We start from the raw sequence: 14,462 nt of genomic DNA, 5'->3' as shown, positions 1-14,462 counted from the left end.
TAAGAATATTAAAATTTTATTCTTCAACTATATCTAATTCAACTTTTAAATTTTGAATAATAAATTTTTGTCTATCGGGTGTATTTTTACCCATATAAAATTCTAATAATTTATCTATTGATGTTTCTTTATCAAGCATTACAGGGTCTAAACGAATATCTCCTCCAATAAAATGTACAAATTCATCTGGAGAAATTTCACCCAAACCTTTAAATCGTGTTATTTCGGGTTTTCCTTTAAGACTGTTGATAGCATCTTGTTTTTCTTCTGGAGAATAGCAATAAAATGTTTGTTTTTTATCGCGCACTCTAAATAAAGGAGTATCTAATATATATAAATGTCCTTCTTTTATTAATTCTGGAAAAAACTGTAAAAAGAACGTTATTAATAACAATCTAATATGCATACCATCTACATCGGCATCTGTTGCTATTACAATATTATTATATCTTAAATTCTCTAATCCATCTTCTATATCTAATGCTGCTTGTAAAAGGTTAAATTCTTCATTTTCATACACAATTTTTTTACTCATATTGTATGAGTTTAACGGTTTTCCTCTTAAACTAAAAACTGCCTGTGTATTAACATTTCTAGATTTTGTAATAGAACCACTTGCCGAATCTCCCTCAGTAATAAACAACGTACTCTCTAAACGATTGTCTTTTTTTAAATCGTTTAAATGCACTCTACAATCTCGTAATTTTTTATTGTGCAAACTCGCTTTTTTAGCGCGTTCTCTTGCTAATTTTCGAATTCCAGATAAATCTTTTCGTTCTTTTTCAGCTTGTAATATTTTCTTTTGAATTTTATCTGCAACCTCAGGATTTTTATGTAAAAAATTATCTAAATTTCTTTTTACAAAATCCGTAATAAATGTTCTCACTGTTGGTAAATCTCCTCCCATTTCAGTAGAACCCAATTTTGTTTTTGTTTGACTTTCAAAAACAGGTTCCATTACCTTTACACTTACTGCAGAAACTATTGATTTTCTAATATCTGAAGCATCATAATTTTTTCCAAAAAAATCGCGTAACGTTTTTACAATAGCTTCTCTAAAAGCACTTTGGTGTGTTCCTCCTTGTGTTGTATGTTGTCCGTTAACAAACGAATGATATTCTTCACTATATTGTGCTTTACTATAGGTTAGCGCTACTTCAATATCATCTTCTTTCAGATGAATTATTGGAAATAACATAAATTCATCAGCAATATTCTCTTCTAATAAATCTTTTAAACCATTTTCTGAAAAATATTTTTCACCATTAAAAACTATTGTTAAGCCTGTATTTAGGTACACATAGTTTTTAATCATTTTTACAATATATTCGTTTCGGTATTTAAATTTTGTAAAAATGCTTTTATCTGGGACAAAAGTTACTTTTGTTCCTTTTCTATTTGAAGAATCATGTGGTTTTTTTTCGCTGGTGAGTGTTCCTTTTTCAAATTCAGCAAGTACAGTTTTTCCATCTCTAAAAGATTCTACTTTAAAATAAGATGAAAGTGCATTAACAGCTTTGGTACCAACACCATTTAAACCAACAGATTTTTTAAAAGCTTTAGAATCATACTTACCACCTGTATTCATTTTAGAAACAACATCCACAACTTTTCCTAAAGGAATACCACGACCATAATCACGAATTCTAACGGTATCGTCTTTTACTGATACTTCTATAGTTTTACCTGCACCCATCACATATTCATCAATAGAGTTGTCTAAAACTTCTTTTATAAGAATATAGATACCGTCATCTGGTGATGAACCATCACCTAATTTTCCAATATACATTCCAGGACGCATCCTAATATGTTCTTTCCAATCTAATGAGCGAATATTATCCTCGGTATACGATGTTTGTTCTGCCATTTATTTTAATACTATTCTTGAAGATTTGCTAATGTACCATTTTGCTATAAAAAAGGCAAAAAAGAACGATAAAATTATAATGAATAATTCTGTTTTTTTACTCAAATTTTAAAAAGAATTGATACTTATTATTAAAATTAACTTTTTTTTGAAGAAATAACTCCAATTCCTAAAATTACAACAATTGCACCAACCAATTGCATAAATGTTAGTTTTTCATCTAAAAATAAATACGCTAAAATTATGGTAGAAACCGGACCAATACTTCCTATAATTGAAAAATTTGAAGCTCCTAATTTTTTTATTGCTAAAGAAACTAAAAATGAAGGAATTAATGTTGAAAAAATTGCCATTAAAAACCCTAAAACATATACTTGATAAGTATATTCTAAAATACTAGTTCTATCTATAATTAAATAATGAACCAACACACAAATAGTAGAAACTATCATAGCATAAGCTGTAAATGAAACCACTCCAAATTTAGGAATTAACCAACTACTACCAACTAAATAAATAGCATAGGTAAATGCACTTAAAAACACTAAAAAACCACCTAAAACAACATTGGAACTTTCAAAACTTAGTTCGCCCCAAAAAGCAATTAAAACCCCAAAATAAGTAATTAAAATTGCTAAAAGCTGTTTTATTGAAATTTTAGTTTTAAAAACTATTTTTGAAATTAAAATAACCAATGTTGGGTAAACAAATAAGATAATACGCTCTAAACCCGCTTTTATATATTGAAGTCCTAAAAAATCGAAATAACTTGCTAAATAATACCCTATAAAGCCAAATAAAACCACCCATAAAAAATCTATATTCTTAATTTTATTTGGATTTTGAGGTTTTACATAAAATGCTATTAAGATATAAAATGGCAGTGCAAAAAGCATTCTAAATAACAATAAATGAATAGCACTTACATTGTATTGGTAAGCTAATTTTACTAATACTGCTTTTGCTGAAAATAATACAATTCCAACAATTGCTATAAATACTCCCGAATTTATTGTTTTTGAAAAATTCATGTGACAAACATACTTAGATGATTTATACTGGAAATTTTAAAAAATTAAAATTTACGATATTCAATGGTATATCATATTTTAAAACAGCTAGTTTTTTCAATAAAAAAAACGCTATTAATAAAAAATATCAATAGCGTTCTATATTATATATATAAGCGTGTTTTTACACATTAAAACGGAAATGCATTACATCTCCATCTTTCACTATATATTCTTTACCTTCAACACGCATTTTACCAGCTTCTTTTACTTTGGCCTCACTTCCATATCCTACAAAGTCTTCATAAGCAATAACTTCAGCTCTAATAAAACCTTTTTCAAAATCGGTATGAATTACACCAGCAGCTTGCGGTGCAGTATCTCCAATATTAATAGTCCAAGCTCTAACTTCCTTAACACCTGCGGTAAAATAAGTTTGCTGATTTAATAATTTGTATGCAGCTCTAATTAACACGGAAGCTCCTGGTTCTGTTAAACCTAAATCTTCTAAAAACATTTCACGTTCTTCAAAAGTTTCAAGTTCCATTATGTCAGCTTCAACTCCAACAGCTAAAACAATTACTTCGGCATCTTCATTTTTTATAGCTTCTTTTACAGCATCAACATATGCATTACCATCTACAGCAGAATTTTCATCAACATTACAAACATATAGCACAGGTTTATCTGTTATAAATTGCATTGGTTTAATATATTCTTCGCGTTCTTTATCTGTAAATTCAATAGCTCTTATTGAGATAGATGCTTCTAAACCTGCTTTTACTTTTTCTAAAACTTCTAATTCTTTTTGAGCATCTTTATTTCCAGTACGTGCTGTTTTTTTAACACGTTCAAGCTTTTTTTCTAAAGTTTCGTAATCTTTTAACTGTAACTCTATATCAATAGTTTCTTTATCTCTAACAGGATCAACAGTTGTATCAACATGAACTATATTGTCATTATCAAAACATCTTAACACATGAATTACAGCATCTGTTTCTCTAATATTTGCTAAAAACTGATTTCCTAAACCTTCTCCTTTACTAGCTCCTCTTACTAAACCTGCAATATCAACAATATCAACTGTTGCCATTTGAACACGTTCTGGCTTTACCAATTCTTCTAGTTTTGCAATTCGTGGATCTGGCACATTAACCACACCTATATTTGGCTCAATTGTACAAAAAGGAAAGTTAGCACTTTGCGCTTTTGCATTTGATAAACAATTAAATAATGTTGATTTTCCTACGTTTGGTAACCCTACAATTCCTGCTTTCATATGTATCTATTATTTTTATAATAACAACAAACCAATTTGCTTTATTCCTTTATTTTTGATAACTAACAAATTGATGTATTCTTTTATAATTCTATTTTTTAGCGGTGCAAATATACTATTAAGATTTAAGTTTTAAAGCATTTATTTTTTTTATGCTACTTTACTAAACATCTAACAGTTATTTTACTAGAAAAAATATTAGCTTAATCTTTCTTTTTTAACTGAATTAAAAACTATTAAACTTCTAATTTTAATTTTTTATTATTGAAATAATTCAACAATATTTTTTATTTTAACTTCATCAACTACTTTAAACTCTCCCATTGAAAGTTTTGAATTTGAGTTAATTGACTTTAAAGCGGTAAAGTGTAAGTTTTTAATTCCAGTAGCAGCTAATTGCAATGCGTTTTCTGAATTTACACCACTTCCTGCCATAATTTGAATGTTGTTTCCAAAATCTTTTTGCAAAAAATCAATAACTTGTAGACCTTCAATGGCCGTTGGTTTTGTTCCTGAAGTTAGCAACCTGTCAAACCCAAAATCAATAATTTTCTGTATTCCTACTTTATAATCAGAAATAAAATCAAAAGCCCTGTGAAATGTTACTTCTAAATGAAGTGATTTTGCAAAATCTACCAGTACTTTATTTAAATCTGAAATAGTATTATTTGCTGTTAAAACCCCAAATACAACACCTGTTGCTCCTGCCCTTTTAGCTTCAGAAATATCAATTTTCATTAAAGCAATTTCTTGTAAATTATACGTAAAATCACCTTCTCTTGGCCTAATTATTACGTGCACTTCAACAGTTGACGCTTCAACACATTGTTGTATTAAACCAAAACTTGGAGTTAATCCACCAACACTCAATGCAGTACATAACTCTACGCGTTTAGCATCAAATTTTTCAGCAGCAATAGCTCCATCAACAGAATTAATACACACTTCAATATTCATTATTATTTTAAAAGAATTTAATGTTAATCTGAAGTTCTAAATTTAAAAATACTACTGTTAAATAATATCAATATTTTAAAAAGTATTACTCTTTATGTAAAAATGTTTTTTTAGCCAAAAGTTGATCTTCAGTTTCTTCATTCTCATCATCTGGAACACAACAATCTACAGGACAAACTGCTGCACATTGCGGTTCGTTATGAAAACCTTTACACTCTGTACATTTATCTGTTACAATAAAATATACTTCATCGTTTACAGGTTCTTGTTCTGCATCTGCATCAACTTTATTACCATTAGGTAAAACTACATTTCCTGTTAATTCGGTACCATCTGAAAAACGCCATTCTTCAGAAGCTTCGTAAATTGCGTTATTAGGACATTCTGGTTCACAAGCACCACAATTTATACATTCATCTGTTATTTTTATTGCCATACTATTATTTACATTATTTTTGCAAATATAAAATTATATTTGAATATGAATTTAGAGCAACGCATTGACGCTTTTGCAAAAATTGGTGATTTTTTTGGGCAGTTTACTACTCATGGAATTATAAAAAAAGACAACACAGAACCTAGTTCTTTATTTTTTGATGCTTTTAAAATGCAAATTGAAAGAGCACAAGAATTTAATGGCTGGTTTACTAAAGATAATGTTTTAAAAGCTTTTGAAAGTTGGAATCAAGCACTTACCAAAGAAAACTTAACCACTTGGACTTCTAAATATAATTTTGAAAATCCATCTGAACAACAAACAGTAGCCATTATTATGGCTGGAAATATACCTTTAGTAGGGTTTCACGATTTCTTATCCGTACTAATTAGTGGACATAATGCTATTGTAAAACAGTCTTCTAACGACAAACATTTTCTACCCTTAATAGCTAAATATTTAGAATATTTAAATCCTAATTTTAAAGGTAGCATAACATTTACAGAAAAAAAATTAACAAATTTTAATGCCGTTATTGCTACTGGAAGTAATAATACTGCGCGTTATTTTGAACACTATTTTGGAAAATATCCTTCAATAATTAGAAAAAACAGAAATTCTGTAGCCATATTAACGGGAAAAGAAACCAAAGAAGAATTAGAAGCCTTAGGGAGCGATGTTTTTCAATATTTTGGTTTAGGTTGTAGAAGTATTTCTAAAATATTTATTCCTAAAGATTATAATTTCGACCTACTTTTTAATGCTTTATATAAATTTAAAGACATTATAAATTATAAAAAATACGCGAACAATTACGATTATAATAAAGCTGTATATATAATGAGTGAATTTCACGTTTTAGAAAACGGATTTGTTATGTTAAAAGAAGACAAAAATTATGCTTCTCCTATAGCAACGCTGTTTTTTGAATATTATAGCTCCTTTGAAAACGTTTTGCAAAAAATCACTAATGAAAACGAAGAAATACAATGTGTTGCGAGTAACGAAAACGTTGTAAATTTCGTAAAATTTGGAGAAACTCAATACCCTAAATTATGGAATTATGCGGATGATATAGATACAATTGAGTTTTTACTAAAATTATAATCTTTTTTTTAGTAAATATATTTATGTTGTTCACCTTTTTTTTACGAAATTTGTATATAGAAATTAACTAATAATTCTATTATATATGAAAAAACATAATTTTAGTGCAGGCCCTTGTATTTTACCACAAGAAGTTTTAAAAAAAGCATCTGATGCTGTCGTTAACTTTAATGGTATAGACTTATCGTTAATTGAAATATCCCATAGAAGCAAAGAATTTGTTGAAGTGATGGAAAATGCACGTAGTTTAGTAAAAGAATTATTAAATTTACCTGAAGGCTATTCAGTACTTTTTTTACAAGGTGGTGCTAGTTTAGAATTTTTAATGACCGCATACAATTTAATGAAAATTGACGGTAAAGCTGGGTATATAGATACCGGTGCTTGGAGTGCTAAAGCAATTAAAGAAGCTAAACTTTTTGGAGAAGTAAATGTTTTTGCTTCATCTAAAGATGCAACTTATAATCATATTCCAAAAGATTACACAGTACCAACGGATGTTGATTATGTGCATATAACATCAAATAACACTATTTATGGAACTCAATTTAAAGAATTCCCAAAAACAGATAGTTTATTAGTATGTGATATGAGTTCAGATATATTTTCACGTCAGTTAGACTTTTCAAAATTCGACTTAATTTACGCAGGTGCACAAAAAAATATGGGACCAGCTGGTACAACTTTAGTTGTTGTAAAAGATGAAATACTAGGTAAAACAGGTAGAACAATACCTTCAATGTTAGATTATCAAGTACATATTAGTAAAGACAGTATGTTTAATACGCCTCCTGTTTTTCCAGTATATGTTTCAATGTTAACACTACAATGGTTAAAAGAACAAGGTGGAATTGCTGCAATTGAAAAAATAAATGAAGAAAAAGCAGCATTATTATATGCTGAAATTGATAGAAACCCTCTTTTTAATGGTTTTGCAAAAAAAGAAGATCGTTCACTTATGAATGTTACTTTTACACTAGCTAATGAAGCTCACAAAGAAAGTTTTGATAAACTTTGGAATGCTGCAGGCATTAGTGGAATTAAAGGACATAGATCTGTTGGTGGTTATAGAGCAAGTATTTATAATGCAATGCCAATAGAAAGTATTCAAGTATTAGTTGATGTTATGCAGCAACTGGAAAAACAAATCTCATAAACTAAAAAAATCTAAATAAAATGAAAGTATTAGCTAATGATGGATTAGCTTCAAGCGGAATAAATGCACTTGAAGAAGCTGGTTTCGAAGTAGATTTAACAACTGTAGCTCAAGAGCAACTTGTTGATTATATAAATACAAATGAAATAGTAGTACTACTTGTTAGAAGTGCAACAAAAGTTAGAAAAGATATTATAGACAACTGCCCTTCTTTAAAAATTATTGGTCGTGGTGGTGTTGGTATGGATAATATTGACGTAGAATATGCACGTGAAAAAGGATTACACGTAATAAATACACCTGCTGCTTCTTCTCATTCAGTTGGAGAACTAGTATTTGCACACCTATTTGGAATGGCTCGTTTTTTACACGATTCTAATAGAAGTATGCCTTTAGAAGGAGATTCTAAATTTAAAGGATTAAAGAAAGCTTACGCAAAAGGTGTTGAATTAAGAGGTAAAACTCTTGGTATAATTGGTTTTGGACGTATTGGACAAGCTACTGCTAAAATTGGTTTAGGACTTGGAATGAATATAGTTGCTTTTGACCCATTTATGGACAATGTTAATTTAGAAGTAGAATTTTTTGATGGACAATCAGTATTTTTTGAAATAAATACAATTACCAAAGAAGAAGTTTTACAACAAGCAGATTTTGTTACCTTACATGTTCCAGCACAAAAAGAATATGTTATTTCAACAAAAGAGTTTGAACTAATGAAAGATGAAGCATTTTTAGTAAATGCAGCTCGTGGTGGTGTTGTTGATGAAGTTGCCTTAGTTAAAGCTTTAGAGGCTGGAAAAATAGCTAGCGCTGCCTTAGATGTTTTTGAAAATGAACCTACTCCTGAAATTCAATTGTTAATGAATCATAACCTGTCTCTTACACCACATATTGGTGCTGCAACAGGTGAAGCACAAGATAGAATTGGAACCGAATTGGCATCACAAATTATTGAAATATTAAAATAATAATAATTTCTTAATTATTTTTTAAAAAGACTGTCTTTTAAGGCAGTCTTTTTTAGCTTAAAGAAGCTAAAAATTGTATCTTTGATGTAGAGTTTAATATAAAATACTTATTGATTATGGCAATAATTAAACCTTTCAAAGGATTAAGACCTCCTAAAGAAATTGTAGAAGAAATTACATGCTTACCTTATGATGTAATGAATTCTGAAGAAGCTGCAAAAATGGCTAACGGTAAAGTAGCATCATTATTACGTATTACACACGCAGAAATTGAGCTTGACAAAAACACAGATTCGCATTCAGAAAAAGTATACTTACATGCTAAATCTAATTTTGAAACATTTCAAAATAAAAAATATTTAATTCAAGATAACGAGGCTAAATTTTATATTTACGCTCAAACCATGAATGGCAAAACACAATATGGTATTGTAGGAGCTGCTTCTTGCCAAGATTATATTGATGGAGTAATAAAAAAGCACGAATTAACACGCCCAGATAAAGAGGAAGATAGAAAAGTGCTTTCTCGAATTTTAGAAGCAAATGTAGAACCTGTTTTCTTTACCTATAGAGCTGTTCCTGAAATAGATGCAATTGTAGAAAATATTGTAACTAACAACAAACCAGAATATGATTTTACTGCTGAAGATGGTTTTGGTCATCATTTTTGGGTAATAAAAGATGCTACTATTAATAAAAATATTGAACAACTTTTTAAAGATAAAGTACCAAATACCTATGTAGCTGATGGGCATCATAGAACTGCTGCTGCTGCAGGTATGGCTGAAGAGTTTCGTAAAAAAAATCCTAACTATACTGGAAATGAACCTTACAACTTTTTTATGGCTGTACATTTTCCAGATACACAGTTACAAATAATTGATTACAATCGTGTTGTAAAAGATTTAAACGGATTAAAAACAGATGAATTTTTATCTAAAATTGATAAAAACTTTACAATTAAACAAGTGAGTGAAAAAATTGTAAAACCTGAAAGACTACACGAATTTTCTATGTATTTAGATGGAAAATGGTATGGTTTAGCTGCAAAAGATAACACTTTTAATGATGACAATCCTATTGATAGTTTAGATGTTAGTGTTTTATCAAAATATGTTTTAGATCCTGTTTTAGACATAAAAGACTTAAGAACTGATACTAGAATAGATTTTGTTGGTGGTATTAGAGGTTTATCTGAATTAAGCAAGCGTGTGGATAGTGGTGAAATGGCAGTTGCTTTTGCCCTTTACCCTGTTAGTATGAATCAATTAATGAATATTGCAGATACCAATAATATTATGCCTCCAAAAGTAACTTGGTTTGAACCAAAATTAAGATCTGGGTTAGTAATAAATAAAATTAATGAATAAGTAAGTGAGCATTTCAAAAAATATAGAATTATTAAATAATTCGCTTCCAAAAAATGTAAAATTAGTTGCTGTTTCAAAAACTAAACCTGTTTCTGATATTTTAGAAGCCTACAATGCTGGTCAACGTGTTTTTGGCGAAAATAAAATTCAAGAAATGGTTGAAAAACATGAAGTATTGCCAAATGATATAGAATGGCATATGATTGGCCATTTGCAACGCAATAAAGTTAAATATATGGCTAGTTTTGTGAGTTTAATTCACGGAGTAGATAGTTTTAAAACTTTAAAAGAAATTAACAAACAAGCCATTAAAAATCAACGAGTTTTAAATTGTTTATTACAATTAAAAATAGCAAAAGAAGATACTAAATTTGGACTTTCATTTAACGATGTTGAAGATATTATAACTTCAGAAGAATTTAAACAACTTGAAAATATTAATATTCAAGGTATAATGGGAATGGCTAGTTTTACTGAAGACCAAGCTATTGTAAGAGATGAATTTAAAACTTTAAAAAATTATTTTAATACCTTAAAAAAACACAGTTCAACAAATTTTAACCCAACAATAATTTCAATGGGAATGAGCGGAGATTATAAAATAGCTGTAGAGGAAGGAAGTACTATGGTTAGAGTTGGAAGTGCTATTTTTGGAACTAGAAACTATAATTAATTTGTACGCAATACTTGACATAGAGACTACTGGCGGTAAATTTGATGAAGAAGGAATTACAGAAATTGCAATTTATAAATTTGACGGTGAACAAATAGTAGATCAATTTATTAGTTTAATTAATCCAGAAAAAGAAATACAACCTTTTGTTGTTAATTTAACTGGAATTAATAATGGCATGTTAAAAAATGCCCCAAAATTTCATGAAGTTGCAAAACGTATTGTTGAAATTACAACAGATTGCGTTTTAGTAGCTCATAATGCTAATTTTGATAATAGAATTCTAACAACTGAGTTTAGGCGCTTAGGTTTTAATTTTATTAGAGAAACTTTATGTACCGTAGAATTAAGTCAGAAATTACTACCAGAGCAAAATTCTTATAAATTAGGAAAATTATGTCGCGCACTTGGAATTCCACTTTCTGGAAGACATAGAGCTGATGGAGATGCAATTGCAACAGTACAATTATTTAAATTATTGCTAAATAAAGATTTTGAAAAACAAATTATAAAAAAAGCAATTAAAACAGATAACTCAAGAAAATTAGCTCCTAAATTATTAAATATATTAGATGATTTACCGGCAAAACCAGGACTGTTTTATGTTTATGATAATACTAGAACAATCTTATACATTGGTAAAGGGAAAAATATAAAGAAAACCGTAAATCAATTATTTTTAAGAACTTCTAAAAAAGCCAAAGTATTACAAAATTCCGTTGTTTCAGTTACTTATGAAGTTACAGGAAGCGAATTAATTGCTCTATTAAAATATATAGAAGAACTTAAAATTAATAAACCTAAGTTTAATTTTAAACAAAAACCTAATTTTAATAAAATTGAATTTAGCAACCCTAATCTGCTTATTATAGATAAAGGACGTTCTGTTGGAGAAAAATCGGTAATATTAATTGAAGATAATATATTTAAAGGGTTTTGTTACACTAACTTAACACAACAAATTACTAATATAGAAATTTTAAAAACACTGATATCCCCTATGGATAATTCTGTTTATAATAGATCTACTATTAAAAAATACCTAGAAAGAAACAGTGTTGAAAAACTAATTAGATTTTAATTAAAATAATTACTATATTTTAGTAAAAATTAAGGATTTCTTTAAAGTGAAAAAGCAAAAAGATATTAAAGATTGGAAATATAAACTTCATGAGATTATTTATGAAGCTGACACTCCTAACGGCAAGTTATTTGATTTAATTTTAATTTTTACAATTATAGCAAGTATCCTATTGGTAATGCTAGAAAGTGTAGAAAGTTTTGATAAAAATTATCATAATTTTCTTAATATATCAGAATGGGTTATAACCGTTTTATTTACAATAGAATACATTGCACGTATAATTACTATAAAAAAACCACAAAAATATATATTTAGCTTTTATGGTGTTATAGACTTACTAGCAACCATTCCAAAATATCTATCATTAATATTTGTAGGTACACATGCGCTTATAGCACTTAGAGCGCTTCGCCTTTTACGAATTTTCAGAATTTTAAAACTTACACGTTATTTAGGGGCTTCTAAAACTTTATCTAGCGCACTAAAAGCAAGTAGAATTAAAATTGCTGTATTTTTGTTTGTAGTAGTTCTATTAACAGTTGTTTTAGGTACAATAATGTATTTGGTTGAAGGTCCAGTAAATGGTTTTACCAGTATACCATATAGTATGTATTGGGCAATTGTAACCTTAACAACAGTAGGTTATGGAGATATTTCACCCCACACTCCTATCGGTCAATTTATAGCCAGTATAGTTATGATTTTAGGTTATGGAATTATAGCAATTCCAACCGGTATTGTAACTGCAGAAATGGCTAAACCAGACACAAATATACAATTAAACACCCTACATTGTAAACATTGTGGTGAAGACAATCATTTAGATAATGCTGAATATTGTAATAAATGTGGAAAAAAATTGTAAAATGAAAAACTATTTAATTACCGTTGTTGGTGCCACTGCAATAGGAAAAACTGCTTTAAGTATAAAACTTGCACAACATTTTAATACTGAAATAATTTCTAGTGATTCTCGCCAGTTTTACAAAGAAATGAATATTGGTACTGCGGTGCCTTCTCCTGAAGAATTAAAAGCTGCTAAGCATCATTTTATTCAAAACAGATCAATTTTTGATAATTATAGTGTTGGACAATTCGAAAAAGATGCTTTACAAAAATTAAATACGCTTTTTTTAAAAAACAATAGTGTTATTATGGTTGGCGGTAGCGGTTTATATACCAATGCTGTTATTAACGGTTTGGATTTTTTCCCAAAAGTTGACCCAGAAATTAGAACTAAATTAACAAGTAAACTTGAAAATGAAGGTATTTTAACACTTCAAAATAAACTTAAAGAATTAGATCCCGAATCTTTTTCGGCATTAGAAATTGAAAATCCTCACCGATTAATTAGAGCATTAGAAATTTGTATTGGAACTGGGAAAAAATATTCAACATTTAAAAATAAACCTAAAGCACCACGAAACTTTATACCAATAAAAATAGGACTCTTTGCAGATAGAGCTATTATGTATAACCGTATAAACCAACGTGTTGATATTATGATGGAACACGGTTTATTAGATGAAGTTAAAAAATTACATCCTCATAAAAATTTAAATGCCCTACAAACTGTTGGCTATAAAGAATTGTTTGATTATTTAGATGGTAAATATCCTTTAGATTTTGCCATAGAAGAAATTAAAAAAAATACCAGAAGATTTGCAAAAAGACAGGTAACTTGGAATAAAAAAGATCAAACTATTAATTGGTTCGATTTTAAATCTGAAACTGATGAAATTATTTCTAAAATTGAAAATTTGATGTCTTCACCTACAAAAACACCTAATTAATACTTAAAAGCTGTGCCAAAACTAGTAGTATTACAACAATATTTGTAATTAACTGACAATATTACCGATTCAGTATTTTAGTATTAAAATTCTAATAAAAATTATAAATGCTCTGTATTACCAGTATTAAAGGGATAAAACACATTTTTTATAATTTAAAATTAAATAATTTTCCCTTTCGAACAAACTATTGTCTTTTTTTAATTTTTGGCTTGGTTTTGGCAGCTATATTTTAAATAAATAAAACTAAAATAGCTAATACGTAAAAATTATGCATAGTTATTTTAAAAATTAAATTAGATTATATGACTCAAGTTAAAGAGAACAACACTGTTAAAGTACATTACACAGGTAAATTATCTGACGGACAAATTTTTGATAGCTCTGAAGGAAAAGAACCGATTGAATTTACTTTAGGACAAGGACAGATTATTCCTGGTTTTGAAAAAGGATTAATCGACATGAAATTAAACGAGAAAAAAACTATTACTATTCCAGAAGCTGAAGCTTATGGACCTGTTAACAATCAATTAATACAAGAAGTTCAAAAAAATCAACTTCCACAAGATATGGAACCTCAAGTTGGTATGGGACTTGTTTCTAAAACTCCTGATGGACGTGAAATGAATTTACTTGTTATTGAAGTTAAAGATGAAAGTATTGTTGTAGATGGAAATCACCCTTTAGCTGGTAAAGACCTTATTTTTGATCTTGAAGTAGTTGCTATAAAAGATACTGAAGTTACAGAATAACAGC

General features: G+C 28.6%; 14 protein-coding genes. 9 read left to right on the top strand and 5 right to left on the bottom strand.

Annotated elements, in window-relative coordinates; genetic code table 11:
* Nucleotides 1-16: 16 nt before the first annotated feature.
* From MHL31_RS02670 to MHL31_RS02650, 5 genes are all read right to left on the bottom strand, one after another.
* Nucleotides 17-1,870, bottom strand: coding sequence for a DNA topoisomerase IV subunit B (locus MHL31_RS02670; RefSeq protein WP_240227538.1), 1,854 nt, complete (start codon nt 1,868-1,870; stop codon nt 17-19).
* A 137-nt stretch (nt 1,871-2,007) separates the two neighbouring features.
* On the bottom strand, nt 2,008-2,901 hold the full coding sequence (locus MHL31_RS02665) for a DMT family transporter (RefSeq protein ID WP_240227537.1): 894 nt from the start codon (nt 2,899-2,901) through the stop codon (nt 2,008-2,010).
* A 163-nt stretch (nt 2,902-3,064) separates the two neighbouring features.
* On the bottom strand, nt 3,065-4,159 hold the full coding sequence (gene ychF, locus MHL31_RS02660; protein WP_240227536.1) for a redox-regulated ATPase YchF: 1,095 nt from the start codon (nt 4,157-4,159) through the stop codon (nt 3,065-3,067).
* 261 nt (nt 4,160-4,420) lie between these two features.
* Nucleotides 4,421-5,116 carry a copper homeostasis protein CutC gene (locus tag MHL31_RS02655; RefSeq protein ID WP_240227535.1) on the bottom strand — a complete coding sequence of 232 codons (696 nt, stop codon included), beginning with the start codon at nt 5,114-5,116 and terminating at the stop codon, nt 4,421-4,423.
* Between the two features lie 85 nt (nt 5,117-5,201).
* On the bottom strand, nt 5,202-5,552 hold the full coding sequence (locus tag MHL31_RS02650) for a 4Fe-4S binding protein (RefSeq protein WP_240227534.1): 351 nt from the start codon (nt 5,550-5,552) through the stop codon (nt 5,202-5,204).
* 45 nt (nt 5,553-5,597) lie between these two features.
* Between MHL31_RS02650 and MHL31_RS02645 the strand changes: the two genes are divergently transcribed.
* The 9 genes from MHL31_RS02645 (at nt 5,598) to MHL31_RS02605 (ending at nt 14,458) form a co-directional block, all read left to right on the top strand.
* On the top strand, nt 5,598-6,659 hold the full coding sequence (locus tag MHL31_RS02645) for an acyl-CoA reductase (RefSeq protein WP_240227533.1): 1,062 nt from the start codon (nt 5,598-5,600) through the stop codon (nt 6,657-6,659).
* An 85-nt stretch (nt 6,660-6,744) separates the two neighbouring features.
* On the top strand, nt 6,745-7,815 hold the full coding sequence (serC, locus tag MHL31_RS02640; RefSeq protein WP_240227532.1) for a 3-phosphoserine/phosphohydroxythreonine transaminase: 1,071 nt from the start codon (nt 6,745-6,747) through the stop codon (nt 7,813-7,815).
* A gap of 20 nt (nt 7,816-7,835) precedes the next feature.
* Nucleotides 7,836-8,786: a D-2-hydroxyacid dehydrogenase gene (locus MHL31_RS02635; protein ID WP_240227531.1), complete on the top strand. Its 951-nt coding sequence runs from the start codon at nt 7,836-7,838 to the stop codon at nt 8,784-8,786.
* A 116-nt stretch (nt 8,787-8,902) separates the two neighbouring features.
* Nucleotides 8,903-10,156, top strand: a complete 1,254-nt coding sequence (locus tag MHL31_RS02630) for a DUF1015 domain-containing protein (protein ID WP_240227530.1) — start codon at nt 8,903-8,905, stop codon at nt 10,154-10,156.
* A 4-nt stretch (nt 10,157-10,160) separates the two neighbouring features.
* Nucleotides 10,161-10,829 carry a YggS family pyridoxal phosphate-dependent enzyme gene (locus tag MHL31_RS02625; RefSeq protein ID WP_240227529.1) on the top strand — a complete coding sequence of 223 codons (669 nt, stop codon included), beginning with the start codon at nt 10,161-10,163 and terminating at the stop codon, nt 10,827-10,829.
* A 1-nt stretch (nt 10,830) separates the two neighbouring features.
* On the top strand, nt 10,831-11,910 hold the full coding sequence (locus MHL31_RS02620) for an exonuclease domain-containing protein (protein WP_240227528.1): 1,080 nt from the start codon (nt 10,831-10,833) through the stop codon (nt 11,908-11,910).
* Between the two features lie 46 nt (nt 11,911-11,956).
* Nucleotides 11,957-12,778, top strand: a complete 822-nt coding sequence (locus tag MHL31_RS02615) for an ion transporter (protein ID WP_240227527.1) — start codon at nt 11,957-11,959, stop codon at nt 12,776-12,778.
* A gap of 1 nt (nt 12,779) precedes the next feature.
* A complete protein-coding gene (miaA, locus tag MHL31_RS02610; RefSeq protein ID WP_240227526.1) occupies nt 12,780-13,706 on the top strand; it encodes a tRNA (adenosine(37)-N6)-dimethylallyltransferase MiaA in 927 nt (308 codons plus the stop codon).
* A 305-nt stretch (nt 13,707-14,011) separates the two neighbouring features.
* Complete coding sequence (locus tag MHL31_RS02605) at nt 14,012-14,458, top strand: peptidylprolyl isomerase (RefSeq protein WP_240227525.1); 447 nt, start codon at nt 14,012-14,014, stop codon at nt 14,456-14,458.
* Nucleotides 14,459-14,462: the final 4 nt, after the last annotated feature.

Source organism: Lutibacter sp. A80, from assembly GCF_022429645.1.
Lineage (GTDB): Bacteria > Bacteroidota > Bacteroidia > Flavobacteriales > Flavobacteriaceae > Lutibacter.
The sequence above is the reverse complement of the archived record's forward strand: the minus strand, read 5'-3'. Positions and strand labels throughout refer to the sequence as shown.

Coding starts and splice junctions, on each gene's coding strand:
- MHL31_RS02670 (WP_240227538.1), bottom strand. CDS start 1,870: ATGGCAGAACAAACATCGTATACCGAGGATAATATTCGCTCATTAGAT.
- MHL31_RS02665 (WP_240227537.1), bottom strand. CDS start 2,901: ATGAATTTTTCAAAAACAATAAATTCGGGAGTATTTATAGCAATTGTT.
- ychF (WP_240227536.1), bottom strand. CDS start 4,159: ATGAAAGCAGGAATTGTAGGGTTACCAAACGTAGGAAAATCAACATTA.
- MHL31_RS02655 (WP_240227535.1), bottom strand. CDS start 5,116: ATGAATATTGAAGTGTGTATTAATTCTGTTGATGGAGCTATTGCTGCT.
- MHL31_RS02650 (WP_240227534.1), bottom strand. CDS start 5,552: ATGGCAATAAAAATAACAGATGAATGTATAAATTGTGGTGCTTGTGAA.
- MHL31_RS02645 (WP_240227533.1), top strand. CDS start 5,598: ATGAATTTAGAGCAACGCATTGACGCTTTTGCAAAAATTGGTGATTTT.
- serC (WP_240227532.1), top strand. CDS start 6,745: ATGAAAAAACATAATTTTAGTGCAGGCCCTTGTATTTTACCACAAGAA.
- MHL31_RS02635 (WP_240227531.1), top strand. CDS start 7,836: ATGAAAGTATTAGCTAATGATGGATTAGCTTCAAGCGGAATAAATGCA.
- MHL31_RS02630 (WP_240227530.1), top strand. CDS start 8,903: ATGGCAATAATTAAACCTTTCAAAGGATTAAGACCTCCTAAAGAAATT.
- miaA (WP_240227526.1), top strand. CDS start 12,780: ATGAAAAACTATTTAATTACCGTTGTTGGTGCCACTGCAATAGGAAAA.
- MHL31_RS02605 (WP_240227525.1), top strand. CDS start 14,012: ATGACTCAAGTTAAAGAGAACAACACTGTTAAAGTACATTACACAGGT.